The 25,382-nt window shown below is 57.8% G+C and carries 23 protein-coding genes; 10 read left to right on the plus strand and 13 right to left on the minus strand.

The genetic code is table 11. The features are described 5' to 3' along the window. Positions 1-14 precede the first annotated feature (14 nt). Positions 15-2,237, plus strand: coding sequence for a 3-hydroxybutyrate oligomer hydrolase family protein (locus EKD05_RS17000; protein WP_129674891.1), 2,223 nt, complete (start codon positions 15-17; stop codon positions 2,235-2,237). Between the two features lie 59 nt (positions 2,238-2,296). On the opposite strand, the gene EKD05_RS17005 is transcribed toward EKD05_RS17000, so the two are convergent. Continuing rightward, entirely contained in the window at positions 2,297-3,124 is an 828-nt protein-coding gene (locus tag EKD05_RS17005) for a DUF92 domain-containing protein (RefSeq protein WP_129674893.1), read from the minus strand. Between the two features lie 132 nt (positions 3,125-3,256). Beyond that, on the minus strand, positions 3,257-3,736 hold the full coding sequence (locus tag EKD05_RS17010; RefSeq protein ID WP_129674895.1) for an SRPBCC family protein: 480 nt from the start codon (positions 3,734-3,736) through the stop codon (positions 3,257-3,259). Between the two features lie 269 nt (positions 3,737-4,005). On the opposite strand from EKD05_RS17010, the gene EKD05_RS17015 reads away from it, so the two are divergent. Genes EKD05_RS17015 through EKD05_RS17040 form a run of 6 tightly spaced genes read left to right on the plus strand, consistent with a single transcriptional unit; the run spans position 4,006 to position 10,119 of the window. Then, positions 4,006-4,755, plus strand: a complete 750-nt coding sequence (locus EKD05_RS17015) for a (Fe-S)-binding protein (protein ID WP_240695828.1) — start codon at positions 4,006-4,008, stop codon at positions 4,753-4,755. A gap of 12 nt (positions 4,756-4,767) precedes the next feature. Continuing rightward, positions 4,768-6,942: a GAF domain-containing protein gene (locus EKD05_RS17020; RefSeq protein ID WP_129674899.1), complete on the plus strand. Its 2,175-nt coding sequence runs from the start codon at positions 4,768-4,770 to the stop codon at positions 6,940-6,942. Positions 6,943-6,955: 13 nt separating this feature from the next. Continuing rightward, complete coding sequence (locus EKD05_RS17025; protein ID WP_129674901.1) at positions 6,956-7,948, plus strand: homoserine kinase; 993 nt, start codon at positions 6,956-6,958, stop codon at positions 7,946-7,948. A gap of 42 nt (positions 7,949-7,990) precedes the next feature. After that, on the plus strand, positions 7,991-8,545 hold the full coding sequence (locus EKD05_RS17030; RefSeq protein WP_129674903.1) for a Uma2 family endonuclease: 555 nt from the start codon (positions 7,991-7,993) through the stop codon (positions 8,543-8,545). A gap of 24 nt (positions 8,546-8,569) precedes the next feature. Next, complete coding sequence (locus EKD05_RS17035) at positions 8,570-9,085, plus strand: hypothetical protein (RefSeq protein ID WP_129674905.1); 516 nt, start codon at positions 8,570-8,572, stop codon at positions 9,083-9,085. Beyond that, positions 9,082-10,119, plus strand: coding sequence for a CehA/McbA family metallohydrolase (locus EKD05_RS17040; protein WP_129674907.1), 1,038 nt, complete (start codon positions 9,082-9,084; stop codon positions 10,117-10,119). Before EKD05_RS17035 ends, EKD05_RS17040 begins: the two co-directional genes overlap by 4 nt. 144 nt (positions 10,120-10,263) lie before the next feature. Here the strand turns inward: EKD05_RS17040 and EKD05_RS17045 are convergent, their stop codons facing one another. Next, the gene (locus EKD05_RS17045) at positions 10,264-11,157 is read right to left on the minus strand and encodes an NAD(P)-dependent oxidoreductase (RefSeq protein ID WP_129674909.1); all 894 of its coding nucleotides are present in this window, start codon (positions 11,155-11,157) and stop codon (positions 10,264-10,266) included. 511 nt (positions 11,158-11,668) lie between these two features. On the opposite strand from EKD05_RS17045, the gene EKD05_RS17050 reads away from it, so the two are divergent. Then, positions 11,669-13,201 carry a B12-binding domain-containing radical SAM protein gene (locus EKD05_RS17050; RefSeq protein WP_129674911.1) on the plus strand — a complete coding sequence of 511 codons (1,533 nt, stop codon included), beginning with the start codon at positions 11,669-11,671 and terminating at the stop codon, positions 13,199-13,201. Between the two features lie 200 nt (positions 13,202-13,401). After that, complete coding sequence (locus tag EKD05_RS17055) at positions 13,402-14,544, plus strand: glycosyltransferase family 4 protein (RefSeq protein WP_129674913.1); 1,143 nt, start codon at positions 13,402-13,404, stop codon at positions 14,542-14,544. On the opposite strand, the gene EKD05_RS17060 is transcribed toward EKD05_RS17055, so the two are convergent. Further along, positions 14,541-15,647 (minus strand): DegT/DnrJ/EryC1/StrS aminotransferase family protein, encoded by a 1,107-nt coding sequence (locus EKD05_RS17060; RefSeq protein ID WP_129674915.1) that lies wholly within the window; start codon positions 15,645-15,647, stop codon positions 14,541-14,543. The two genes, EKD05_RS17055 and EKD05_RS17060, sit on opposite strands and share 4 nt — an antisense overlap. An 86-nt stretch (positions 15,648-15,733) precedes the next feature. Then, positions 15,734-16,549, minus strand: coding sequence for an alpha/beta fold hydrolase (locus tag EKD05_RS17065; protein WP_129674917.1), 816 nt, complete (start codon positions 16,547-16,549; stop codon positions 15,734-15,736). A gap of 359 nt (positions 16,550-16,908) precedes the next feature. Between EKD05_RS17065 and EKD05_RS17070 the strand changes: the two genes are divergently transcribed. After that, the gene (locus tag EKD05_RS17070) at positions 16,909-19,059 is read left to right on the plus strand and encodes a hypothetical protein (protein WP_129674919.1); all 2,151 of its coding nucleotides are present in this window, start codon (positions 16,909-16,911) and stop codon (positions 19,057-19,059) included. 99 nt (positions 19,060-19,158) lie between these two features. Here the strand turns inward: EKD05_RS17070 and EKD05_RS17075 are convergent, their stop codons facing one another. The 8 genes from EKD05_RS17075 to EKD05_RS17110 form a co-directional block, all read right to left on the minus strand. Continuing rightward, positions 19,159-19,455: a gas vesicle protein K gene (locus EKD05_RS17075; protein WP_370374910.1), complete on the minus strand. Its 297-nt coding sequence runs from the start codon at positions 19,453-19,455 to the stop codon at positions 19,159-19,161. Between the two features lie 179 nt (positions 19,456-19,634). Further along, positions 19,635-20,333 (minus strand): GvpL/GvpF family gas vesicle protein, encoded by a 699-nt coding sequence (locus EKD05_RS17080; protein ID WP_165360775.1) that lies wholly within the window; start codon positions 20,331-20,333, stop codon positions 19,635-19,637. A gap of 21 nt (positions 20,334-20,354) precedes the next feature. Next, positions 20,355-20,579, minus strand: a complete 225-nt coding sequence (locus EKD05_RS17085) for a gas vesicle protein (protein ID WP_129674925.1) — start codon at positions 20,577-20,579, stop codon at positions 20,355-20,357. Then, on the minus strand, positions 20,572-21,444 hold the full coding sequence (locus EKD05_RS17090; RefSeq protein WP_129674927.1) for a GvpL/GvpF family gas vesicle protein: 873 nt from the start codon (positions 21,442-21,444) through the stop codon (positions 20,572-20,574). Before EKD05_RS17090 ends, EKD05_RS17085 begins: the two co-directional genes overlap by 8 nt. Further along, on the minus strand, positions 21,441-22,538 hold the full coding sequence (locus tag EKD05_RS17095; RefSeq protein WP_165360776.1) for a GvpL/GvpF family gas vesicle protein: 1,098 nt from the start codon (positions 22,536-22,538) through the stop codon (positions 21,441-21,443). Before EKD05_RS17095 ends, EKD05_RS17090 begins: the two co-directional genes overlap by 4 nt. Next, positions 22,450-24,618, minus strand: coding sequence for a CDC48 family AAA ATPase (locus EKD05_RS17100; protein WP_129674931.1), 2,169 nt, complete (start codon positions 24,616-24,618; stop codon positions 22,450-22,452). Before EKD05_RS17100 ends, EKD05_RS17095 begins: the two co-directional genes overlap by 89 nt. 24 nt (positions 24,619-24,642) lie before the next feature. After that, entirely contained in the window at positions 24,643-24,945 is a 303-nt protein-coding gene (locus tag EKD05_RS17105; RefSeq protein ID WP_129674933.1) for a gas vesicle protein, read from the minus strand. Positions 24,946-25,075: 130 nt separating this feature from the next. Beyond that, positions 25,076-25,342: a gas vesicle protein gene (locus EKD05_RS17110; RefSeq protein ID WP_165360777.1), complete on the minus strand. Its 267-nt coding sequence runs from the start codon at positions 25,340-25,342 to the stop codon at positions 25,076-25,078. Between the last annotated feature and the right edge of the window lie 40 nt (positions 25,343-25,382).

The raw sequence follows: 25,382 nt of genomic DNA on the forward strand, positions 1-25,382 counted from the left end.
AAAGAGAGAGGTCGATGAAGACACACCATCCGAGCACTCGTTGCTCATCGCGACGCCGTGGTCTGTTCGCTCTGTCGGGTCTGCTCGTGGTTGTTGTTACCCTGATGGGGTTCGGGGTTGCCGCCCCGGTGCGTGCCGTTAGTCCATCACAGGTTGGTTCCGAAAATGTGTTGCCCGCCTTTGTGCGTGGCGAGATCATTCGGGCCACATATGACGGTGACAGCGATGATCTGCTCACGGCCGGACTTGGTCAGGTCGGGTTACAAGGGGCGGCGCCAGTGGCGGCTGATCCACTCAATCCGACCGCTGCCGAATTGCGCCGGTTGGCGATCTACACCAACTACCGGGCGATTGTTGATGTCACCCCCGGCTCGGGCTATGGCACCCTCTATGGGCCTGCTGTTGGCCCCGGGGCCACCGAGAGTGGCAAAATTACCGGCAAAGAGTACCTGGCCTATGCCGATGACGGCACCGGTGCCCAGAATGTGACGATGATGGTGCAAATCCCAGCGACCTTCGACCCCCAGAATGCCTGTCTCGTGACGGCACCTTCGTCGGGTTCACGTGGGGTCTACGGGGCCATTGGCGCATCGGGTGAGTGGGCCTTGAAGCGAGGGTGTGCCGTCGCCTATACCGATAAAGGCACCGGCATGGGCTATCACGATCTGACCGCCGGCACAGTCAATCTGCTCACGGGCGAGCGAAGCACCGTGGCCGCAGCAGGACTGGATGCCAATTTTGTGGCGACCTTCGAGCAGGATTGGGTGACGGCCAACCCCAACCGGATCGCGGTTAAGCATGCTCACTCGCAGCAAAACCCCGAAGCTGACTGGGGCTTGCACGTCTTGCAATCAATCGAGTTCGCTTTCTACATTCTCAATCTACCCGAGAATTACGGCACCGATAATGGTGGTACCAACCAGCGTGCCCTCGTGTCCGACAATACGCTCGTCATTGCGGCTGGCGTCTCGAATGGCGGTGGGGCCTCGCTACGTGCCGCTGAACTGGATGACCAGGGCTGGATCGACGGAGTTGCCGTCTCTGAGCCGAATGTCAACCCAACGCAACGGCGCGACTTGGCAATCGAGGCGGGCGACGAGCTCTGGGCATTGCCAAATCACAGCCGAGGTCTGATCGATTATTACACCTTCTTAAACATCTATGCACCGTGTGCCGTGCGTGACGCATCACTAGCGACAGCGCCCTTTAATATTGTGGCCCCGGCTCTCGGTGATGCGCGCTGTGCCAGCCTGGCGACCCGCGGCCTGCTGAACGGGGGCACCGTAGCGGAACAGGCTGCCGATGCGCTAACCCGCATTCGTGCCTATGGCATGCTCACAGAGCAACTGATGCTGCTTCCTTCGCACCATGCGTTCACCGTCTTCGAGAGCATTGCGTTGCTCTACACCTACAGCTATGGCCAATTCAGCGTCAGTGACAATATCTGTGGCTTCAGCTACGCAGCCGCCGACGGCACCTTTGCCCCGACGGCACCCGATGCGACCTTGATGGCGAATATTTTTAGTACCGGCAACGGCATTCCCCCGACCGGGGCCATTGCGATCATCAATGATCGTTCGTTGGGCGGGCCACTGGTCAGCCGCGCCTCGATCGGGCCAGGTGGCGAAACCGATCAGAACCTCGCCGGGGCGCTCTGTCTGCGTCGGTTGGCAACGGGGGTCGACGAAGATGGCAATGCGCTGACCGGAGACGAGTTGGCGCAGAGTGAACGCGTACGTGCGGGAGCCGCCGCAGTACGTGCGAACGGCAATCTTCAGGGCAAGCCAACGGTTATCGTCCATGGGCGGGCCGACTCGGTGATCCCGGTCAATTATGCCGGACGCGCCTACTTTGGGCTCAATCAACTGGTTGAAGGCGAGGCAAGCAAGCTGCACTACTACGAAATCTTGAACGCGCAGCACTTCGATGCCTTCAACGGGTTTGCTGGCTTCAATACGCGGTACGTCCCGATCCACCACTACGCCCTCGAGGCGCTGGATCTGATCTATGCCCACCTGACGACCGGGGCGGCGCTCCCACCGAGCCAGGTCATCCCCGCCATCCCACGCGAGCCAGGCGAGGCTGCGGGCACAGCCGTACCGATCACTGAGGCAAACGTGCCGCCCGCACTGCAGGAACCGCAGCGCACCAACCGCATCGTCTTCCTCGAGCAAGACAAACTCGTACGCATCGGCGCAACGATTCGTAGCGTCTATCTCCCCTTGCTCGCTCAATAACAGGTCATCATGCCATACGAGGCGGACAGCCAAGCTGTCCGCCTCGTATGGCATAACCTCTACCAGGCCCCAAGCGCAAGACCAGTGAGGATCGCCAGCAGGGCACCGGCTACGGAAGAGATCAGATTAACCATATCGTTGTTGAGCCACTGCCAACCACGGAGGAACGTGGTGGGACGGCCATCGCGGGCCACACGGCGCTCGGTTTCACGACCATCGGGGTAGGCATAGATCGCCTGCACCGTTGCGCCCATCAGGCTATCAATGAGCGCACCACCCACGCCACCAATCAGCGAAGCGGGGATCACCCACCAGGTGGAAGCAGCAGGCGCACCCTCAATGACCAGCAGGACAAAGAAGATCGTCCCGATCAGCAAGGCACCGATGGCCGAGGCGCTCGTCCCAAAGACGGTAATGCCACCTGAGGTACCAGGGTCAACCGGGCGGCCATTGGTAATCAGGCGAGGCTTATGCGGGCTGAGCACACCAAGCTCGGTCGCCCAGGTATCAGCCGTGACCGTCGCCATAAAGCCAGCAAACGCGGCGAGCAACGTCACTGGCTGCCCGGTCAAAGCATAGGCTGCAGCACATAATGCACCAAGCCCACCGTTTGCAAAGGTTTGCCAGAGATCACGGCGACCGCCTTTGGCAAACTTCTCGGCTGCCTTACGCTCTTTGAGTGACTCTTTATAGTGCGAGAGGATCGTACTGGTCACAAAAAAGGCAATCAGGGTTAAGCCCCACGACCAGCCACCAAAGCCAAACGTCAACGTGCCAACGATAACCGCGCCAAGCCAGCCACTCTGCGTAAGAGAGCGACGCCAGTAGGCGAGCCCGCCAATCCCGACACTGAGAACCAGACCAAGGCCCAGCTGTGCTATGTCCATAACGTCTGCACTGCTCAATCCAGCCGCACAAGAGGGTTTAAAACAGTCTACGGATGAGACCTGCTTTGTGCGCGGCACACAAAACAGGGTGCCACCTGAGTGACACCCCGCGATTATACCAGACCTGAGCAATCAGGCTGCAACAGCCTGAGCTTTGAGTTCGGTCTCATTCATTTGCTTTTTAATCGATTTTAGAGCGGCATCAAGCTCAGCGATCAGCATATCGGCAACCTGCTGGGTCGGCACAAAGGCGGCCATGGGGCCAAGCATAGGAGCGAGGTTCAAACCCATGGTTGTCTTGATTTCAGTGCCATTGATGGCCGGCACAAGCTCCCACCGTGTTTCGACGGGTACGGGCGTGCGCACATTGAAGACAATCTCTTGGTTATCAGTCCACGTCAGATCGCCCTCGCAGCGGATCGTTCCAAAGATGCCACCGAGGCTCATATACGTTACCAGACGAGCTTTGCGTGCAACCTCATCACGGCTGAGCAATTCAACTTTTTGCACCCGGGGAAGAATTGTCGTGATGCTATTGGGGTCAGAGAGGGCCGCAAAAATCGCCTCGGGCGTCGTATTCTCAATGTGGGCGCGGCGATGTACCTTGATCATTATCTGTGTCCTCTCTTCTCGTGCGCGTCTGACGTATGTTTGTGCATTTGCACAATTAGCGTAAATTTTTTGTCCACCCTTTGCACAACCAGAGTATACAACCTTTTGCACACCTTGTCAATGGTTTTGCGAGGCAAAGCTGCGCAATCTCTAAACTATCAGGCATCACCGACTTACATTACTCAGCTTTTGCGCCTCATGGCAAGTATCCGTGAAATGGTATAATGACGAGGGCGATCCCCTTTACAGCGCGGTTAAGGAGACCAGACGTGACAAGCGCAAACAACCACCGGCGGGCAACACTCTTTGTAACCTGCATTGTTGATCAAGTCTATCCTTCGATTGGTCAAGCAACGGTAGCCCTCTTAGAGCAACAGGGGGTTGAAGTTCATGTGCCACCGCGGCTCACCTGTTGCGGTCAGATGGCCTTCAATGCAGGGTTTCGCGATGAAGCCTATGCAATTGCTGGGCGTACCATCGAAGTGTTACGGGGTCAGGGCGACGTTGTGTTACCGTCAGGTTCCTGTAGCGCCATGATCCGTCACCTCTACCCTGAGTTGTTTGACCATAGCCCCTATGCCGAGCCAGCCCGCGAACTGGCCGGGCGCACCTACGAACTAACTGAATACCTCGTTGATGTGCTCGGCATTACCGACGTAGGTGCCCACTTTGCGGGGCGCATTGCCTACCATCATGCCTGCCACGGTCTGCGTTTTATCGGGGTCAAGGCGCAAGCTGAAGCCTTGCTGAGCGGGGTTCGCGATGCTGAACTGATGCCGCTCGCTGGTTGCCAGGAATGCTGCGGCTTTGGAGGGCTCTTTGCGATCAAACAGGCCGCTATCTCTGAGGCGATGCTCGAGCGGAAACTCGCGGCGATCGCAGCAAGCGGGGCCGACCTAGTGGTCACTGGCGATGCTTCGTGTATGACCCAGATTGCCGGCGGTCTTTCCCGTGCTGGAAGTTCGATCCGTACACGCCATCTTGCCGAAGTCTTAGCAAATATGGTCGATGTGCGCTGAGGAGTCACGTGTATGAGCGAGACGGGCAGCGCCAGACCAGGTGAGGGCGATCTGCGCACAACAGCGCTGCTGCAGCTTACAGCAGCCATCGAGACGGCAACAACACTTGATGAGTTACTGATGCTCGGCCTCAATGAGTTCACTCACTTGCTTGAGGTGAGTGATGGTGGCGTCATCTTGCTTGATGAGGCCGGCACGACGGCGAGCCTGGTCATTACGATCCCGCTGCGCACCAGTCTGCCTCCTGCATTTCTCATCACCGAGACGACGTTTCTGTGGCGGGTGATAGCCAATCGCGAGGCTATGCAAGTTGGCGATGTGGCGCTCGCACTGGGAGCGGCTGATGCTGCCGCCGCAACACGCCAGATTCTGCCGTTGCTTAACGCCGAACAGATCCATTCGCTCCTCTTTTTGCCTCTGGTAGCTCAGGATCGGGTCATTGGTGTGCTTGTCTTTGGTAACCGTACAGTGCCACGTCAGTTTGATGAACACGAAGTTGCCCAGGCACGCCTGATGGCAGGGCAATTTGCCGCTGCCATTACGTCGTTCCGGATCGCCGAAGAAGCCCTCCGTCGTACCGCAGAACTCGCGACCCTCAATGAGATTGCCAATACCGTCACCTCTTCGCTCAATTCCCGCGAGATCTACCATCTGGTGATGGAGAAGATCAATACCTATTTCTGTGTTGATGCTGGCTCGCTCTTGATGCTTGATGAAGAGAGCAATGACCTCGTGTTTGTGATGACCCTGGAAGCCGGTGAAGAAAAACTCTTTGGCGTTCGGGTACCCTATGGTCAAGGCATTGTCTGGAGCGTTGCCTCGAGCCAGCATTATGCCGTGGTCAACGACGCGCAGGCTGATCCGCGCTTTTTCCGTGAAGTGAGTGATGCCCTCGGGTATACCGTCCAGACGATTCTCTGTGTGCCAATGGTGGTCAAGGGGCGCACCATCGGGGTCATCGAGCTGTTGAATAAGCTTGAAGGCCCTTTTACCGAGGAAGAGGCGACCCGCCTGATGCGCATGGCGGCGACCATTGGGATTGCGCTAGAAAATGCGCGCCTCTTTCAAACGGTGACGACAGTGCGCGATCGCTTCGAGGCGATTCTGAATTCAACGAACGATGGCATTTTGATGGTGGATATGCGTGGAATCATTATGACGGCCAATCCCAGAGCGGCACAACTGCTCGATAGACACCGCAACGAGTTGATTGGTCATACGCTCGATCAGGTGCGAAACGATCTGCACAGCCGCGCCGTCAGTGTCAGTCTCTCGTCACGTCTGCCCCACGAGGCCACTTCTGAAGTGCTCGAATTTGAACTGCCCGCCCTTCAGGGGCGCTTCCTTCGCCATTATATGTTGCCAGTGCGTGAAACGAGCGGTACCGAGATCGGGCAACTCGCCCTCTTTCAAGATATATCGCAAGAACGTGCCCTCGATCAGCTGCGCGATGATTATGTCGGCATGCTTGTCCATGACTTGCGCGCTCCCTTGACAGCGATCATCAATGGTATCCTCATGGTGCAACGCGGCCTCGGTGGACCAACGACCGAGCAGCAACAAGAGTTGCTGTCGATTGCTCACGAAGGAAGCCAGGCGATGCTGGCGATGATCAATACGCTGCTTGATATTTCGCGGATGGAACAGGGGCATATGAATCTGAATCGCGAGCCCCTCTCGCCCTATGCCGTCATTGACCAGGCTCTCGATCGCCTGCGAGTCTCGGCGCAGAGCCAGAATATCCAGTTGAAGCAGCACTTCGGGGCTGGCCTGCCCTTGCTCGAGGCCGACCGCGAGAAACTTGTCCGTGTCTTGCAGAATCTGCTTGATAATGCGATCAAATTTTCACCGTCAGGGGGCGAAGTTGTCCTTGGGGCTGGCGTTATGCCAACGGCAAGCCGCGAAGATCAGGGAACCCTGCCGCCCGATGTTCGTATGCCCGATCCGGGGCCTGGTGAACACCTGATCTTCTGGGTCCGCGATCAGGGTCCAGGCATTGCTGCCCAGTACCACGCCCGTATTTTTGATAAGTTTGGTCAGGCCCACCATGGGCAACGCATGCGCGGATCAGGCCTCGGGCTGACCTTCTGTAAATTGGCCGTTGAAGCCCACGGAGGCCAGATCTGGCTCCATAGCATCGAAGGCCATGGAAGTACTTTTGCCCTGGCTCTGCCGGTCAGTGCATGACAGGACGTACGTTATGCTCACACAATTTGATGTCGAGCGTGCTTTGCAACACTATGACCTCGGGGAGGTTCGTAGTGTCCGCCCGGCGAGCCACGGGGCGGTCAATGAGACGGCGTTCGTCGAGACGAGCATCGGGCGCTATGTGGTACGCCGCAATCAGCGCAAACAAGGGTTGAGCGCTGTTGATCTGCGCCATCGCTTGATGGCCTGGCTGCGTGCGCGCGGCTTTCCTGCCCCCCGGCTTATTCCGGCACGTAATGGCGATCAGGCCATTGATTTTGATGGGCGCTTCTTTGAAGTCCAGACCTTTATTGAAGGTGACGAGTTTAACCACGATCGCCCGGCTCACCTCGCTGGCACCGGGTCGATCCTGGCCCACTATCACAATGCCGTTGATGGCTTCCCTGATCCACCCCTCTCACAAGGGCCACGCTATAGCACGTCATCGCTGTCAGGGCTGATCGAGCGCATTATGCAGCGCGATATGATGGGCGATTTGACCGTCCAACTCAACTGGTATGACCGACGAGCCGCCGATCTCAAACGCTCACTCAGCGAGCAAAGCTATGAGGCTCTGCCGCACGTGCTGATTCACGGTGATGTCCATCGCGATAATCTGATCTTTCGTGGTGATACCGTCGCCGCCTTGATTGATTTCGATCAGGTGACGCTTGATGCGCGCCTCGTTGATCTCGCCGATGCGCTCGTTGATTTTGCCGTCGGGATGCCTCCCAAAGATTGGTATCCCTGGGGTGTCTATGCTGGTCCCCTTGATGCGCAGCGAGCAGCTCAGTTGCTCAATGGCTACGACCAGATCGCGCCCCTCTCATCCTATGAGCGCAAAGCGCTGCCGCTGATGATTGAGGTAATCTGGCTTCAAGGCAATCTGCGCCGTGTCCTGACCACCCACGATGCCGATCCCGATTATCATTGTGAGGTGCTGGGCCAGGGCCAACGCCTCGCCGAGTGGCTGCACGAACACCTCGAGGCAATGAACCTCGGCTAGGAGTAACCCCTGCCAACAAAACTCAAGCCAAAGGAGCGCGCTATGCTTGTCGCTCGCCGTCAGTTTACCGTCCAGGATTACCATCGGATGCGCGATGTTGGTATTTTTGCGGAAGATGATCGCGTTGAATTACTTGATGGAGAGGTCGTGCTTATGAGTCCGATCGGACCCCTGCACGCTGCCATTGTCCGTCGTCTGAATACAATCTTGAGTCAGGCTGCAGGCCATCAGTTTATGCTGAGTGTTCAAGATCCTATTCAGTTATCAGATTTGAGTGAACCACAACCGGATCTTGCGCTCCTGCACTATCGTGCTGATTATTATGCAGCCTCACATCCACAACCCGCTGAGATTGAACTGCTGATCGAAGTGTCAGATACCTCGCTTGACTATGATCGCGAACAAAAACTTCCACGGTATGCCGAGTCAGGCATCCGTGAAGTGTGGCTTGTTGATCTCTCTCATCAGCAGATTGAACAGTATATCGATCCTGCCAATGGATCGTATCGAACCAAACAGACATGGGTTCACGGCCAGACCTTGACGAGTCCGCATCTTGCCATGCTCAACGTCCGTGTTGATGATATTCTTGGGTAACGATGCCAGCAAGGAGAGGAAACAATGACTGAACGAGTCGAATATACGGATGAGGAATGGGCTACCGTTCTCGCGGCACCGGTGGCGGTGATTTCGGCAATTATTGGCTCGAGTCTCGGTGGGCCGGTGGGCATTATGAAAGAGGTCGCCGCCGCGGTGAAGAGTTTTGAGCAAGCCGCCGAAACGAAGCGCGATAATCCGTTGATTGTTGCCGTGCTCTTGAGCCTCAAAGAGCGTTTTGAGGCGTTTGGCGGCGGGCTTGATGATCCGGCACTCCAGCAGATGAATATTCTTGAACTGGGCCAGGATGTGGATCGTGCCGTGGAAGCCTGCCGCGTCGCCCGCGAGTTGCTTGAACAAAAGGCCCCCCCCGACCTGTCAGCCGAGTTGCGCGCCTGGTTGCTTGAAATCGGGGTCAACGTCGCTCACGCAGCCGTCGAAGGTGGCTTTTTTGGCCTCGGGGGTGAACGCGTCAATCAGGCCGAACGCGATATGCTCGCTCGCCTCGCCGAGGCCCTGGATGTGCCGTCACCACTATGATCTTTAGTTATCCTGGTGCGCTGCATATCCATACGACGTATTCTGATGGCACCGGTACCCTCCCTGAGATCGTCGCCGCAGCCTGGGATGCCGGTCTGCGCTGGATCATTGTCACCGACCACGATACGCTTGCCGGGCGCTCGTATGCCGGTTGGCACGATGGCGTGCTGGTGATTGTTGACCACGAGATTACGCCTGACCGCAATCATTTTCTCGCCCTGGGGGTTGACCAGGTTATCAACCATCAGTTGCCGCCCCAACAGTTCATTGACCAGACCTATGCAAGCGGTGGGTTTGGCATTATTGCGCATCCCGATGAGCAGGTCGTCAATCGCTTCAAAGATTGTTATCGCTGGGACGATTGGACGATAGATGGCCCACGCGACCGGGCCGGGCAAGCGGTCGGGCTCGAGTTGTGGAATCTGATGAGCGATTGGGGGGAACACCTGACGCCGGGCAATCAACTTCTCCATTTTTGCGTGCCCGGCCTCGGTCTCAGCGGGCCTTCGCCCGCCACGCTCGCCTGGTGGGATCGGCTCAATATGACCGGGCGGCGTACATTTGGCGTCGGTGGGGTTGATGCCCACGCCTTTCGCCGGAAGATCGGCTGGTATGAGATCGAAATCTTCCCCTATCGGTGGCTCTTCCAGACCCTGACCAACTATTTGCAGCTCACCGAACCATTGAGCAACGACGCCACCGAGGCGACCCAACAGGTCTATGCCGCCCTGCGCCAAGGCCAGAGTTACTTTATCAACCGGCGTGAAGCCGAGCTGCCCGCGTTGCATTTTGTGGCCCGGCGCAATAGTCACGCGTATCGCATCGGCGACACCGCCTCGCTCGCCCAGGGGCCATTGCACATCGAGGTGGACGTTCAGCGCAACGCCGACCTCCGCCTCATTGCCAATGGACACATGATCGCCCACGGGGTACGCCAACTGCGCCACACGATCGCAACCCCCGGCGTCTATCGCCTCGAAGCCTATATTGGCAGTAAAAGCTGGCTCTTTGCCAATCCGATCTATGTCGCATAAAGACCCGGCAGAGTTGCCACTCTACATTGATGGTGGTGCCTACCATCTGAGACCTCACAGGTCTTGAAGACCTGTGAGGTCTGACGGGCGCTCACAACGGTCTTTGCGCCTTTGCGTCAAAAAAACCGCCTTCTTTGACCGGTATTACCCCAACGCCTCCCCAACTTCGACGCCTGCGAGGCGCTCAAGCGCCTTGATCAACGCATGATTGCCCTCTTCACCCAGACCATCGGCTTGCAGGGTGCGGTAGAGTTGAAAGATCATGCCCGTGCCAAGCATCGGTACCCCGATTTGATCAGCCGCCTGGAGCACGAGGCGCAGATCTTTTTGCTGCAAATCAATCGTGAACCCAGGACGCCAGTCACGGTTGACGCACTGTGGCCCGCGATTCGTGAGCATCCAACTCCCTGCCGCCCCACCCGAAACGGCAGCAAGCGTGCGCTCGAGATCGACACCACTCGCCTGGGCAAAGACGAGGGCCTCGCTCACGGCGAGCATCGTCCCGACCACCAGAATCTGATTGACAAGCTTGACCGTCTGACCATCGCCGACGCGCCCAACATGGGTAATCGTCTTGCCCATCGCTTCAAAATAGGGCCGAGCGCGTTCAACATCCTCGGCGGCACCGCCAACCATGATACTCAGCGTGCCCTTGGCGGCACCCTCGCTGCCCCCGCTAACCGGTGCATCGAGGAACGCAATGCCGCGCGCCGCAAGCGCCTCGGCACAGACCCGCGCACCCTGCGGGCTGATTGTACTCATATCAATCACCAGGCTCCCAGGCTGCGCCGACGTCAACACATCGCCAAGCAAGAGAGCATGGACATCGGGCGTATCACTGACACACGAAATAATCACCTGGCACTGGGCCGCCAATTGCGCCGGGCTCGCCGCCAGGCTCGCGCCTTGGGCCAGCAACTCATCTGCACGCCCACTCGTCCGATTCCAGACCGTGAGCTCAAACCCTGCCTTCAACAGATTAGCGGCCATCCCGCGCCCCATAATGCCCAACCCGATAAAGCCAACGCGCTCTGTCATCTTCTTGCCTTTCTATGCTACCAATGACGCTTGCAGGAACCGTAACCCGCCTGAGACCTCACCGGTCTAGCAGCAATACTTTGCAAAGAAGACCTCACAGGTCTGCTCGTCGGCATTGGAACGCCATCAGCAAGACCTGTGAGGTCTCTTCTCATCCTTATTTGAAAAGTATTGGGTCTAGCAGACCTGTGCGGTTTGTGTCTGAGGAGTGCCGACTTTAGCCGGCTAAAGCCGACCCTCCTGTTTACAACCCAGATCGGACTGCTAGAGCCGACTAAAGCCGACACTTCTGTTTGCAACCCAGATCGGACTGGTATATTAGCTCAGATAGCAACGATCTGCAAAAGCTGGACGTTTGTCCAACCATGCTATCGACAAGACAAAACAACGTGTTCTCAGTTGTGCTTTCTTTACGCTATGAACTGTTTTTTTAGCTACTATATAGAAAACTTGACGCCCATGCAAAGAGGATGAAAGTTGAGCATAAAATCGCTCTTGGGAGAACACACCTATGCACATCGTTCTGATCAGCCCCTACAGTCGCATTGAGGCAATCGGGTTGCGCGTCCTATCGTCATGTCTCAAAGCGGCGGGGGCCACAACCAGCATGATCTTTCTCCCCAATCTCGAAGAAGCCATGGCCGGTGATCATTTCCACGTGCGCAACGTTGAGCCCGCGCTGGTGCAGCAGATGACGAGCATCTGCGCCAACGCGGATCTCGTTGCCATAAGCGTCATGACACCGAGTTTTCACAAGGCCCGTGTCTTAACGCAGGCAATCAAAACGAACCTGTCTATCCCGGTGATCTGGGGCGGAATTCATCCAACCGTGCGGCCCGATGAGTGCCTCCAATACGCCGATCTGGTCTGTATCGGTGAAGGGGAACAGGCCATCGTTGAACTGGTGCAAGCCCTCGCTGAAGGACGCTCGTATAAGACCATTCGTAACCTGGGGTACCTCGACCAGGACGGCCAACTCGTGCTCAATCCGCTGCGTCCACTGATCACCAATCTTGATGCACTGCCCTTTCCCGATTATGCCTTTGAAGACCATTATCTGCTGCACGAGGGGACGTTGACGCACGCAACAGAACGACTGATGGCCTACTATATGACCGACGTGGGGAGTTGGGCCGTCGGCCCGGTTTATGGGGTGTTGACGATGCGCGGGTGCCCGTATCATTGTACCTTTTGTGCCAATAATGCGCTGATGGACATCTATGAGCATTGGAGCCACCTGCGACGGCGGAGTCCCGCGAGTGTGATCGCCGAGATCCAGGCGGTACGCGAGCGTCTACCTCAGATCGAGGCCATCATTCTGCACGATGATACCTTTCTTGCCAATGCAACCGACTATATCGCTAAATTCAGCCGCCTCTATCGCGAAGCGGTCGGGTTACCGTTTCGTGCCTATACGACAGCGCAAACCGTCGATCCAGTCAAGTTGCAGTACCTCACCGAGGCGGGGTTGCGTTATGTCATCATGGGCATCCAGAGCGGATCTCGACGCATCCAGAAACTCTACGAGCGCAAGGTAACCAATGAACGGGTATTGCAAGCGGCCAGGGAGATCCACCGCTTTCAAGCCTGGGTACCGCGACCAAACTATGATCTCATCACCGATAATCCCTATGAAACGCTGGAAGATCGCTGGGCAACGCTGCAACTCATCAACCAGATCCCCCCGCCTTACCGTCTTGCGCTCCACGCGCTGACCTTTTATCCAGGCACCGACCTCTATCACCGGGCAATCGTTGACGGTTACATCACCCCCGATGACCAGCGTAGTTATGCCTACAATTTTCAGATCATCGCCTCAACCTACTATAACTTTGCCCTCTTTTGCCATAGTCTCAATCTGCCCCAACCCTTTTTGCGCGTGCTCGCCACCTATCTCGTTTTCCGCATCATGAGTCTCGAGCCGATGGATCGGTTGGCAGGGCGCTTGCTCGATGGGTTGCTGGCCTTACGGCTCTGGCGCAATACCAGGCTCTATGCCCGCCGCCATATGGCCTGGATCGAGAGCGAAGCGAGTGAAACCTAAGCCAGCACACCATTTCTCGGGCCTCTGGGCAGATCCGGTCAGGCAGCCAGCTTTATCGCGGCTGGAACCCTGGTTCCGCCAGCAGCACATTGCCCATAGCGAGTTTGCCTGGCCGCATATGACCAGAAGACGATCTGGTATCTGAGCGGGACTTCGTTTGACCACGGTCACCACACACGCCAGAAGGGGTAAACCGAGCTATGCAGATCTGTCTTGTGAGCCTCGACTACTGGCCCCACCGCAGTTCGGGCCTGACGATCTATGCCGAGGATCTTGCGCGGGGATTGTGCGAACGCGGCCACACGGTCAGTGTGATCGCAGCGCACCGCAACGGTACGCCGCGTATAGCAACAAGCAACGGGGTCACCGTCTACCGGGTTGCACTCGGCTTCACCGACTGGATCGGGTATAGCCTCTGGGCGGCCCGGGCAGTCACCCAACTCCGCCGTACAAAAAGCTTTGACATCGTCCATTTTCTCGATGTTCACTTTGCTTATGCCTACAATGGGCCATACGTCGCCTCGCTCTGGCAATCATTTCGCCAGCGCCTACACGCGGATGGGGGACATCCGTACGCCAGTAGTCGGCACAACTATCTGATCAGGCGCACGTACTATGCCGTGGCGCAGCGCGTGATGGAACCAATCAGCCTGCGGCGAGCCCGGTGCCTGCTCGCTGCATGTGCCTCGACCGCCCAGGAATTCATCGAACACTATGGTGTTGCGCCAACGCGGATCAGCCACGTCGTGCAGGGTACAAACCTGACAGCACTGCGCCCCGTCCCAACCAACGCACTCCGCGAGCGCCTTGGCTTGAACGGCAAACGCATCATTCTTTTTGTCGGCTTTGCGACGGCCCGCAAAGGCCTCGAGCATCTGGCGCTCGCGTTACGCCAACTTCCGCCCGATGTTGTCTGGCTGATCGTCGGACAATGGGAACCCGGCTATCGCGCCAGAGTCATGGCGGCACTTGGCGAGGCCTACGAGCGCGCCATCGAAATCGGCCCGATTGCCGACGACGAACGCGCCGCCTACTACTCGCTCGCCGATGTCTATGTCTCGCCGTCGCTGCTCGAAGGTTTTGGCCTAACCCCAATCGAAGCCCAGGCGTGTGGCACACCAGCCATTGTCACCGACGCCTCCTCGGGCTATGAAGAAGTTGGGGCTTACGGGATCGTCGTGCCGGCGCGCAACCCTGGCGCTATGGCCGCCGCGCTGCGTCAGTTGCTCAACGACCCAGCCTTGCGCCAGCACCTCGGCAGGCAGGCCCGTACTCGCGTGCTTGCCAACTTCAGCTACCAGGCCATGGCCGCCCAGACCGAGGCAGTCTACCGTGCAAGCTAAAGCAACGTGCGCAACGCATCCTCCAGCGCAGCGCATACCTCATCCTGCTCCTCATCACGCATCCCAAGATAGAGCGGCAGACTCAACACATGGGCAGCCATATGCTCGGCGACAGGAAAACGAGAACCCAAAGCAAGTGCCTGATAACATGGTTGCCAATGCACCGGCAGCGGCCAACTCACCCGCGTCTCGATCCCTTGCGCAGCGAGGGCCGCCTGTACAACGTCACGGTTTGGCACCAACACCGAATAGAGAAACCATGTCGAGGTTGCACCGGGCAAGAGGCACGGCAACTGAATCGGCAGATGCGCCAGGCGCGCCTGGTAGCGTGCCGCCAGGCGTGCCCGCTCAGCCAGACGCGCCTCGAGTTGCGGGATTTGCGCGAGACCAATCGCAGCGTGCAGATCACTCAGACGGTAGTTGTTGCCAATCGCAAGATGGCAATACTTCTGCTGCGGATCTTCGCCCTGATTGCGCAGTAGCCGGAGACGCTCGGCCATGGCATGATCATCGGTAAAGATCATGCCACCCTCGATCGTGGTCAGGATCTTGACCATGTGAAAGCTCGTTATCGCAACATGCCCATACGCGACCGTCTGGCGCTGCTGGAAACACGCGCCGAATGACTCGGCCGCATCAACGACAAGCGCAAGACCATGCGCCTCGGCCAGGGTGGTAAGTACCTCATGATGAGCCGGAGCACCACCATAATCAAGCGCCAGCACAGCCCGCGTCGCCGGCGTAATGTGGCATACGACCTCGGCGGGATCAAGCGTCCAGGTCACCGGATCAACATCAGCGAGCACCAGCCGCGCCCCCTGATAGCTGACGGCATTGGGCGCAGCGATATAGGCCATCGCCGGCACAATCACCTCGTCGCCGGGGCCGATCCCGAGGGCGGCCAGGGCAAGATCGAGGGCCGCCGTCCCCGACGACACGGCAACAGCATACCGACGACCCGCCAGCGCAGCAAGTTGCTGCTCAAACGCAGCAACCCGTGGCCCCATCGTTAACCAGTTGGAATGAAGTGCAGCTACCGCCGAAGCAATTTCGGCCTCGCCAAAGGCTGGACGTGCCCACGGGATACGTACAGGTGTAGCCATACCGGTTGAAGGAGCGGACACGATTTTGTTAATAAAACTCGCTCAAAAGGCACAGCAATAGTATACACCACTTTTCCTACATATTTTCAAACCTCCAACCAGCGTAGCACAATCAGCACCGTCACCGCATAATCGTACCCTCGCAGCATATTATGGCTCGTGCCCGGTACCACCTCGATCTGCGCCTGACGACCCTCAAGGCCTTGTTGCACCATAACGAGTTGTGCGGGCGAAACAACGGTCAACGTAGGATCAGCGACAAGCATCAGCAGCGGTACATGAACCTGCGCAAATCGATCAAGCAGATCCCATGCCGCCGGTGGGCAAAAAAGACCCTCGACCTGCGCAACACGGCACTGCTCAAGGGCAATTGCTTTCCAATACACATCCTCATCACACCAGGTTGCATTATTGGCCCGCACGGTGACAAGCCCCTGCTCGACCGGGCCACCAACACCCGCCCCATAGGTAGACTTCCGCTCGCTGGCCCACGCGGGATCAAGACCCAACAATGGATCAACCAAGACAACCCGCCTCAGTAACTTGCCATAGACCGGGTGACTCGCGAGCGCCAGAGCCGTCGCCCCGCCCCACGAATGCCCAAGCAACGTCACCTCGGCGAGCCCAAGTTGCTGCATTGCCTCGCCAATCAGCCGCGCAATCGCATCAATGCTGTGCTCACGACTCACGTCGCTGAGACCGTGGCCGGGCATGTCAAACGAGATCGGGTGCAAACCAGCCTCACGTAACGCCCCGGCAACCTGCCAGAGGGTCGCCGCACTACTCGTAATGCCGTGCAACAGCACGGCTGGCGATCCCGTGCCACCCCAATCAAGGTAGCTCAGCCGCGTCGCCTCAACCGTGATCATCCGGTGAGCCGCATCGGAAGGAAACGGATGCATACACCCCCCTCATTTAGAGCCAGGAAATTGAACAATTATAGCCTAATTAGTCTGGGAACGATGTTTTCTTCTACCAACGGGGGCTTCGACAGGCTCAGCCTACGTCCGTGCGCAACGCCCATCACCTGCGGTTGGCTGAGCTTGTCGAAGCCAAGCCCTCTGCCAGCAAACTTAGTTGACACACTAGTTATTCAATCAGGAATGGCAAGAACGCGGTACAATGAGGACATGGACATTGCACCACCTCGGGGTAGACTGGCTCTTTGGACCCAGTCATTGCCCGCACGGTCTCTAGCATGTGCAACACTGCGGGCAAATGCATTGCCCAAGATAATCGGAGGACGACAACTGTCGGAGCTATGTTTGTGCGTGTAATCCTTGTTGCCTGGGTGATCCTGGCCCTGGCTGGTTGTGCCCTTGCACCAGGGTTGCCAGCACCCTACGATCTCGATGAGCCGTTTTTGAGCGCATGGCGCCGGGCCGGCGGCGAAACGCTTGGCCCCCCTCAGACTCCACCGCTCTGGATTGACGAATACCAGGTGCAACTCTTTGCCAACCACCGCATCACGGCCATTGATGCTCGCCGTGCGGTGGTCGAGGGGCTGGAAGAAGGTTGGAGCACCGGCTACCCCGCGCTGCTGCGCGACGCCCCGGCGGCAACCCAGCGCGCCTCGGTGTTGCTCGGCGAGGGAGCCGAGAGCCTCGCAGGGCCGCTTGCCCCGCTTAACGTGACTGTTCGGGCCCCTGGCTATAACGGGCCTGCCGAGTTGCATCTCTTTGATGCAGCTGTGCAACCCGCCGGTCAGGTGAGCCTGGAACTCGCCGAGGGCTATGCCCACGTCACGATCTACCCGCGTGGTGCCCCTGGTCCACAGTGGGCCGTTGTGTTGATTGATGGGCAGGTGGCCGGGGCACGCAGCACCCTCTTCACCCTCCATCCAACAACTGCATTGGAAACAGGCGATCCCGAGCTTGATGCGCTCTATCCACGGCTTCGTGGTTTTATGGAACGCGCCGTTGTAAGCTACGAGCTCAATGGGCGCGTCATTCGCGGCTATCGTTCGCCCGACAATCCGCTCATCTGGCTCCGCGATCACGTCTATCAGGGGCGCGGCTTCCGCTATTTCGAGACCGATGTCACCAGTGTGCTCGATGCCTTCCGCGAGGCCCAGTTGCCCGACGGCAGCCTGCCCGATGTGCTCGATTACCCCGAACGCATGGTCAAGGCCCATCGCAAAGAAGTTGAAAGCGACCTCGAATTTCTCTATGTTCAGGGCGTCTACGAAGCCTGGCAAATGACCGGTGACGACGAGTGGCTCCGTGGACATGTTGAGTCAATGCGGCGTGCGCTGAACTACATCACCAGCGATCCACTCCGCTGGGACGCCCAGCGCCAACTCGTGCGCCGGCCTTACACGATTGACATGTGGGACTTTGCCTATGGGCCAACAACGATCAGTCCTGATGGCAAGCCCGCCCCTCGCCACTGGATCGAGCCCGATACCATCTGGGGCACCTTCCACGGCGACAATACCGGCGTCGCCCACGCCATGCTCTTGATGGCCCGCATCGAAGAACACGTTGGCGACCCGGCTATGGCCTCAGTATGGCGTAGTGCAAGCAAGGGTTTGATGGATCGCCTAAACGAACTGAGTTGGAACGGGCGCTTTTTCACCCACTTCATCCCCGAAGATCCAACCTTTGCGCCGGCTGGCGTTGACCCTGCCGCCCAGTTGAGCCTCTCGAATGCCTATGCCCTCAACCGGCTCGGCGTGGACGGGTATCAAGGGCAGCGCATCATCGAAGAGTACTTCAACCGACGCGACTTTGCCCGGGCCTTTGCCGAATGGTACTCGATTGACCCACCCTTCCCAGCGGGCAGCTTTGGCATGGCGGGTGGCAAAGGCGAAAATCCCGGCGAATACACCAACGGCGGCATCAAACCCCTCGTTGGCGGCGAACTCGCCCGCGGTGCCTTTCGTCTCGGCTTTGCCGCCTACGGTCTCGACATTCTCCGTCGCTACGCCGACCTCACCGAGCTCACCGGATCAACCTATCTCTGGTATTATCCCGACGGGCGCCCAGGGATTCAAGGACCAGATACGATTTCTAACGACGGTTGGGGTGCCGGGGCGATGATCGGCGCCCTCTTGGAAGGTCTGGCCGGCTTTGACGACCAGGCCGAACGCTACCGCGACGTGATCCTCTCGCCGCGCTGGGCCAGTGACCCCTCGTTGACCCAGGTACGCGCTGTTGCCACCTACGCCGCCTCGCAACATTACCTCGCCTATCGCTGGCAGCGTGAAGATCGGGCCATCCATCTCGACATCACCGGGTCAAGCGAACGCATCTATGCACGTATCCTCATCCCGCCCGAACTTGCCGCCGCGACCCTCCAGGTCACACTCAACGGCGACATCGTACCCACCACCATCGAAGGTATCGCCCACGACCGCTACATCGCCGTCCCCCTCGACGCTGGCAATGCGCAACTTGCCATCACCTGGTGATGAAAATCCATGCTTGTGCGGGCGAAAACGACCAGCGAAGCTAGTCGTTTTCGCCCGCACAAGCGAGATTATTGGGGTTCTGTGGTCTCCACCACATACTCACAGCAATTTGCCAAGCGGCCCAAGATCAATATTAAGATCTTCATCCGTCAAACCGAAGACTTCTTTCAACTCTTTCATGCGCTCGTCGAGACGCATAAAGGTCAGGCCAAGCCGTTCAATCGCCGCGTCGTCAAGCGTACCATCCTCGACGCGATGCAAGGCCTGGCGTTCCATCAATTGACGCAGCAACTCAACGACCGTCAGAACCAGTTGCGCCAGACCACTTTCGACCTTGTCGGGATCCAAGGTTATCCGGCCTGAATGCGCCTGGCGTGTTGCACCAAGCTCAGCCACGAGTCCGGTACGATCTTCAGGGGCACAGAGTATCTTATTTAGATCATCAATTTCCTGGATTTCCAGGTCACAATGTGCGGTTGAATGCTTTATATCTGCATGTTCTTGTAGACTCATACTTTTTTTTCCTTTATCATCCGCGGCAATCCGCAATCCAAAATCTGCAATCTGCAATGGTATCAGTCAGCGAGTTGTCGTACAAAACTATACACCGGCCACGGGCCTGTGGCCAGAAAAGCAAGCTCAGGCGATGCTTCGCGCATCGTGGCAAGGCGACGTCGTGCCTCGTCCATACTTTCACGGTCAAGCAGATAGGCGGCTTTTAACAGAGTACGCGGCGAGATCAGAAATTTCTGTTCAACCTGAACGGCGAGGGCCGCAAGGTCAGCCGTTACGTCCGTCACCATCTTCGTCAACTCAGCCCGCTCTTGCTCTTCACGCTTCGTTTCACGGAGGCGCTCGAGCATATAGGAACGTCCATCGGTGGCTGCTGGCGTGGCCCGGGGCGCTTCAGGTTCGGGCGGCGCCTCACGGCGCATCACCCGCAGCGCCAGTTCCACTTTGCCCGCCAGCCGCACGAGATCCTCTTGATAGATCGGTGCGCCCGCCGCGAGGCGCTCACGAATGCGCGTGACCGAACCGATGGTGCCAAAGCGTACCGGCAAGACGGTGCGCTTTGCCATCAAGGCCTCGATCACCGTCTCGTGTCGCAGCAGATCTTCGCGGGTCACTGGCAACTCGGCACGCTCGATCGGGCTGACAATGGCGAGCAAATCTCCCTCGCGCACGGTCTCAAGCTGGCCTTGCGCAAGACCGAGGATGTCAGGCAAAGCCACCTCAGGCACGCCTGCAATCGCATAGAGATAGTACCGATCCACGCGCAGCACCTTCCCACCAACTTACGCCTCAAGTTCACGCTGCCGCTCAACCAGTTGATACCAGGCCGCATTGCGCATCTTATCAGCCGTGTCAACCGAACAAATCAGCGCTTTAAGCCCGACATAGACCAGATCAACATCAGCGATCGACAGCGTGAGCTCACCCCACAAGAAGACACCCTTATCGAGGGCACGATCAAGCAGATCGATGATGGCAATTTCGCGCCCTTCGAAATCGTCACCCATCAACAACCTCCTGCACATCCTCGGTGGGTTCGACAAAACTGTACGCCGGCCACGGACCAGTTAGCTCAAGCCGCAAACCACGCGGCCCATACGTTGTACACACCTGCTCGACCGCCGCCGTAAAAGCTGCATACTCTGCTTCGGCCACAAGATAGGCCCCATTCAAAACCATCGGCTCATTGGCCGTATTGCTCTGGGTTGCCGGTGGTTTATGGCGGTCGCTCGCCCGTACCAGTGCCGCAAGCGTCTGATGGATCGCCTGAGCATCATTGTACATCAGATCATCAACGACTTCATGCGTCGCCCGTTGCAGGCGCTTGCTCAACATATACCGCACACCTTCAGAAGCTGCGTTGAACGTATTGGCAAGCTCACGTAGCTTGGGCACCTCTTGTTGCGCCCAGGTCGTCAGGACAGCACGATCATAGAAGAGCTTCACGCCCCATTCGAGGCAGCCTTCAATGCGGTCAAGCGCCGCACGGAACGTCTCACCATACTCGGTGAGGGCCTGGCGCAGACGGTCTTCACCAACATAGATCGTGCAAAACTTCAACGGCACAACTGTATAGTACTGCATCAATTGAACGAGTACCCGCTGATGCGCTACTGCCCGCGCTTCGAGCCATTCGATATCCTGCACCCGTTCACGCAAGCGATCAACCTCATACTCGGTCAACGGCACCGCGCTCACCATCACCTGCTGATCGGCATGGACAAACGACTGCACCTCATAGGCCGGCTCGATGCCCTCAATGAGCAAGGGCTCATCCGACAGGTTCGCATGGGGCCGCACCACCGCATAGGCATAGTACGCCAGCAGATTGTCGGCAAAAATAGCCGGATCAAAGGGGGGTAAAACCATCATTCCACCGCCTCCTGACGCACCACCCGCACCACCAACGTCGCCTCGATGGCCTCACGACTGAGCCGACAAAGTGCTTGCGGATCACTGCCAGCCTGAGACGTTGCCACCTCGGTCAAGAAGCGATAGGCATTCGTCAGCGTATCCATCTGGCTGCTCGCAGCCGGGTCGTCCTGGTTATAATCGGGATGGGTGCGGGCGGCCAACCGACGAAAATTCTGTTTGATCGTCGCCGCCGAGACCGCCTCGTCCAGCTCAAGCACCTGGCGTGCCGCCGCAACCTCAGCGAAATCAAGCATCGCCACCTCAACCGTCGCAAAGCTATAAGGGGCGAGCGAGTCGATGCAGCGAATATGCAACTGACCACCAAATTGTTGATCAAGTTGATCGAGGCGCTGATCAAAGACCATGCGCTTGCGCGTATCAACAAGCAACGCCAAGTTCGCCACCATGGTCTCATCCATCAATGGATTGACCACCACATCTTCGGCAGCCACCCGCAGATGTTCCAGCACATGGGCACTGAGTCCCGCCCGCCGCTGTTGCACCAAGCCATGCACCAACTGGCCAAGGAGAATCCGCCCCGCCTCGCTCTGTTCAGCGGGCAACTGAGCCACCTGTTCCTTCACCGCTCCAACCTCGGGCGAAGCAGCAAGTTCAGCCAGCACCTTGTTGAGATTCCAGAGCACCACCACCTCGAGCTGCTCTTTCTGATCGAGCTGCGTCAGGTGTTCGCGCAACAACGCCTTGCTCTGACGCAGCAATTGTACCAGGCGGCGCTCATTGGGGAGGGTCGTCCCAAACTTAACGGGGAGCAAAGGATACTCACGCAGCACCGCATCAACCACGCGCTGGTGCGCAGTAAGGTAGCGCATAGCGTCGGCGCGGTCGAGGCCACCAAAATCGCTCCGGGGCACCTGGCTCGTCACCACGGCCAACCCGCCGTCTTGAACTGTATAGACATCACTCCCAGGTTCGACGCCTTCAACCTCAAAGATCAGCGCCTCTTCAACTGGAATGATGGCGTACAGGTACTGCGAGATCGCGTCGTGCTGCGTCGAAGTGGCGTCGGTTGACGCAGAGTTCAGCGAAGTCATACAACTCTTCCCTTTCCATTCGCTCGGCAGATCCGGCGCGTGCATCAAGATACTCGCGGATTGCCAACAGAGCCGCCCGATGACACAGACCCTCGAGATCCGCGCCGACGGCACCTTCATAATCCCGTGCCATCGCGTCGAGATCAACATCATTGCCCAGCGGCATCCGACGGGTCAGAACCGCGATAATAGCCTGGCGGGCGGCAAGATCGGGCCGGGGCATTTCAACGAGAAAATCAAAGCGCCCGGGGCGTTGCAGGGCCGCATCAACCCGATCAATCCGATTGGTCGCCGCCAGCACAACCACACCCTTGAGCGACTCGATCCCATCGAGTTCCGTCAGCAACTGACTAACCACGCGCTCGGTCACATCATTATTGCTGCCACCGCGGGGCGGGGCAATGGCATCAATCTCATCAAAAAAGATAATGCACGGGGCGGCCTGGCGTGCCTTGCGGAAAATCTCACGCACCCCACGCTCTGACTCACCAACCCAGCGATTGAGCAACTCAGGCCCTTTGACCGAAATGAAATTGGCCTCGCTCTGGCTTGCCAGGGCTTTGGCGAGCAACGTCTTGCCCGTACCCGGCGGACCGTGCAAGAGAATCCCCTTGGGGGCACGTACACCGAGTGTATCAAACGCCCGACTATGGCGCAACGGCCATTCGACCGCCTCAACCAACAGCCTGCGCACGTCTTCCAGGCCACCGACATCTTCCCAATTGACATCGGGAATCTCGGTGAAGACCTCGCGGATCGCCGATGGTTCAATCTCAGCCATCGCCGTATCGAAATCATCGCGGGTCACCTCAAGGGCCATCAGTTTATCATAGGGGATCTGGGCCTGGCTAAAGTCAATATCGGGCAAGAGCCGCCGCAGCGCACTCATCGCCGCCTCGCGGCACAACGCCTGCAGATCGGCCCCGACATAGCCGTGGGTGATCGAGGCGATCTGAGTCATGTTGATATCATTCGCCAGTGGCATCCCGCGGGTATGGATCTCGAGAATTTCGAGGCGACCATCCTTATCAGGCACATTGATCGAAATCTCGCGGTCAAACCGTCCGGGGCGACGCAACGCGGGATCGATGCTGTTCGGCAAATTGGTCGCAGCAATCACAATCACATTGCCCCGCGACTCGAGGCCGTCCATCAACGCTAGCAACTGCGCAACCACCCGGCGCTCAACCTGGCGATCGCCACTCAAATCTTCCCGCTTGGGTGCAATCGCATCAATTTCATCAATAAAAATAATAGAAGGAGTGTGCTTGCGCGCATCATCGAAAATACCACGTAGATTGGCTTCTGAAGCACCATACAGCTTATCAATAATCTCGGGGCCATTGATCGTCACAAAATGGGCACTCGTCTCATTCGCGACCGCACGGGCAATCAGCGTCTTGCCGCTTCCTGGAGGGCCATAGAGCAAGACGCCCTTGGGCGCATCAATACCAAGGCGCTCGAAGATCTCGGGGTAACGTAGTGGCAACTCGATCATTTCACGGATGCGCCGGATCTCACGGCGCAAGCCACCGATATCCTCATACGTCAACGCACCGCGTTCACGGCCCTCGCTGGCCTTGGAAATGCGCACCTGGGTGGCAGGGCTTATCACCACCGGCCCATTTGGCGTCGTCTCCTCAACCGTAAAGGTCTGCGAGCGCGTACCAAACAGATTGATCCGCACGCGATCGCCAGGTACCACCGGAATCCCATCGAGTTGTTTCGCTAGATAACGGGCCTGCGCCGACGTAACCTGGCGCTCATTCTCGGCCGAGGCCAGCACAATCATCCGTGCAGGCTGGGCAGTCACGCGACTCACGCTCACGCGCTCATCAATACCCACCCCGGCATTGAGCCGAAGAATTCCATCGAGTTGAACAAGCCCCATCCCACGCTGTTCGGTATAGGCAGGCATCGCACGAGCTACCGTAGCTCGTTTGCCTTCGATCTTTACCACATCGCCAATCCCTAAACCCACCCGATCGAGATCCTGCGGGTCGAGACGCACAAGACCCCGACCCACATCTTTGGCAAGGGCTTCGGCAACGCGGAGTTGAACCATTGCTTCTTCAGGCATGATCGTCACCGTTCCTCAACCAGGCTACTGCCTGACCGATACCTGCGCCTCAAGACGTTCAATACGCTCTTGAAGAGCTTTATTCTCATCTGTAAGCTCACGTGCTTTGGTGGTCAAATAAGGATCATTTTCCCACCAGTTGATCCCCATCTCCATTGCTTTATCCACTGAGGCAACAAGCAGGCGAATCTTAATCGAGAGCAATTCGACACCAACGAGTGAAATCGTAATATCACCGGCGATAACGATGCCCCGATCAAGCACACGCTCAAGAATGTCAGCCAGATTGGTTGACTGCACCGAGTGCTGCAACTGATTAGCGGCCATAACTTCCTATCCTCTCGCAGGCAACCTGAAACAAAGCCCGCCTCTACTTCAGGGCACCTGACTGAGTAGCACGCTGCAACGAAGCCCGTCATCTCACAACGAGCACCGACAGGCTCATTGCAGCGCACGTTTATTGTACTTTGCCCTCAACTTGCCCACGATAATAGCGCTGGGTACGCTCATAGCTCATCAGATTGCCCTTCTCATCGAGCACCACCTCGTAGGTCGCGAGAATGTCGCTCGACTCGGGAATGCGTTTGAGCTCAATCATATCAACGACGATGTGCCAGCCATCTTCTCTATGTGCCAGGCTCGAAACCGTCCCTGCCTGCAAACCCGTCAGGCCAATCAGTTGATCCCTGGCCCGCATTGCAATCTCACCTACGTTCATTGGCATCGAAAGCCTCCTTGCTTCGCTCACAACCATGGAACTCAGA

The sequence above is a fragment of the Candidatus Chloroploca sp. Khr17 genome, assembly GCF_004138165.1.
GTDB lineage: Bacteria > Chloroflexota > Chloroflexia > Chloroflexales > Chloroflexaceae > Chloroploca.

What these genes read in the sequence shown, in the direction of transcription:
- EKD05_RS17000 (WP_129674891.1), top strand. Translation starts at nt 15, where the DNA reads ATGAAGACACACCATCCGAGCACTCGTTGCTCATCGCGACGCCGTGGT.
- EKD05_RS17005 (WP_129674893.1), bottom strand. Translation starts at nt 3,124, where the DNA reads ATGGACATAGCACAGCTGGGCCTTGGTCTGGTTCTCAGTGTCGGGATT.
- EKD05_RS17010 (WP_129674895.1), bottom strand. Translation starts at nt 3,736, where the DNA reads ATGATCAAGGTACATCGCCGCGCCCACATTGAGAATACGACGCCCGAG.
- EKD05_RS17020 (WP_129674899.1), top strand. Translation starts at nt 4,768, where the DNA reads ATGAGCGAGACGGGCAGCGCCAGACCAGGTGAGGGCGATCTGCGCACA.
- EKD05_RS17025 (WP_129674901.1), top strand. Translation starts at nt 6,956, where the DNA reads ATGCTCACACAATTTGATGTCGAGCGTGCTTTGCAACACTATGACCTC.
- EKD05_RS17030 (WP_129674903.1), top strand. Translation starts at nt 7,991, where the DNA reads ATGCTTGTCGCTCGCCGTCAGTTTACCGTCCAGGATTACCATCGGATG.
- EKD05_RS17035 (WP_129674905.1), top strand. Translation starts at nt 8,570, where the DNA reads ATGACTGAACGAGTCGAATATACGGATGAGGAATGGGCTACCGTTCTC.
- EKD05_RS17040 (WP_129674907.1), top strand. Translation starts at nt 9,082, where the DNA reads ATGATCTTTAGTTATCCTGGTGCGCTGCATATCCATACGACGTATTCT.
- EKD05_RS17045 (WP_129674909.1), bottom strand. Translation starts at nt 11,157, where the DNA reads ATGACAGAGCGCGTTGGCTTTATCGGGTTGGGCATTATGGGGCGCGGG.
- EKD05_RS17050 (WP_129674911.1), top strand. Translation starts at nt 11,669, where the DNA reads ATGCACATCGTTCTGATCAGCCCCTACAGTCGCATTGAGGCAATCGGG.
- EKD05_RS17055 (WP_129674913.1), top strand. Translation starts at nt 13,402, where the DNA reads ATGCAGATCTGTCTTGTGAGCCTCGACTACTGGCCCCACCGCAGTTCG.
- EKD05_RS17060 (WP_129674915.1), bottom strand. Translation starts at nt 15,647, where the DNA reads ATGGCTACACCTGTACGTATCCCGTGGGCACGTCCAGCCTTTGGCGAG.
- EKD05_RS17065 (WP_129674917.1), bottom strand. Translation starts at nt 16,549, where the DNA reads ATGCATCCGTTTCCTTCCGATGCGGCTCACCGGATGATCACGGTTGAG.
- EKD05_RS17070 (WP_129674919.1), top strand. Translation starts at nt 16,909, where the DNA reads ATGTTTGTGCGTGTAATCCTTGTTGCCTGGGTGATCCTGGCCCTGGCT.
- EKD05_RS17085 (WP_129674925.1), bottom strand. Translation starts at nt 20,579, where the DNA reads ATGGGTGACGATTTCGAAGGGCGCGAAATTGCCATCATCGATCTGCTT.
- EKD05_RS17090 (WP_129674927.1), bottom strand. Translation starts at nt 21,444, where the DNA reads ATGATGGTTTTACCCCCCTTTGATCCGGCTATTTTTGCCGACAATCTG.
- EKD05_RS17095 (WP_165360776.1), bottom strand. Translation starts at nt 22,538, where the DNA reads ATGACTTCGCTGAACTCTGCGTCAACCGACGCCACTTCGACGCAGCAC.
- EKD05_RS17100 (WP_129674931.1), bottom strand. Translation starts at nt 24,618, where the DNA reads ATGCCTGAAGAAGCAATGGTTCAACTCCGCGTTGCCGAAGCCCTTGCC.
- EKD05_RS17105 (WP_129674933.1), bottom strand. Translation starts at nt 24,945, where the DNA reads ATGGCCGCTAATCAGTTGCAGCACTCGGTGCAGTCAACCAATCTGGCT.
- EKD05_RS17110 (WP_165360777.1), bottom strand. Translation starts at nt 25,342, where the DNA reads ATGCCAATGAACGTAGGTGAGATTGCAATGCGGGCCAGGGATCAACTG.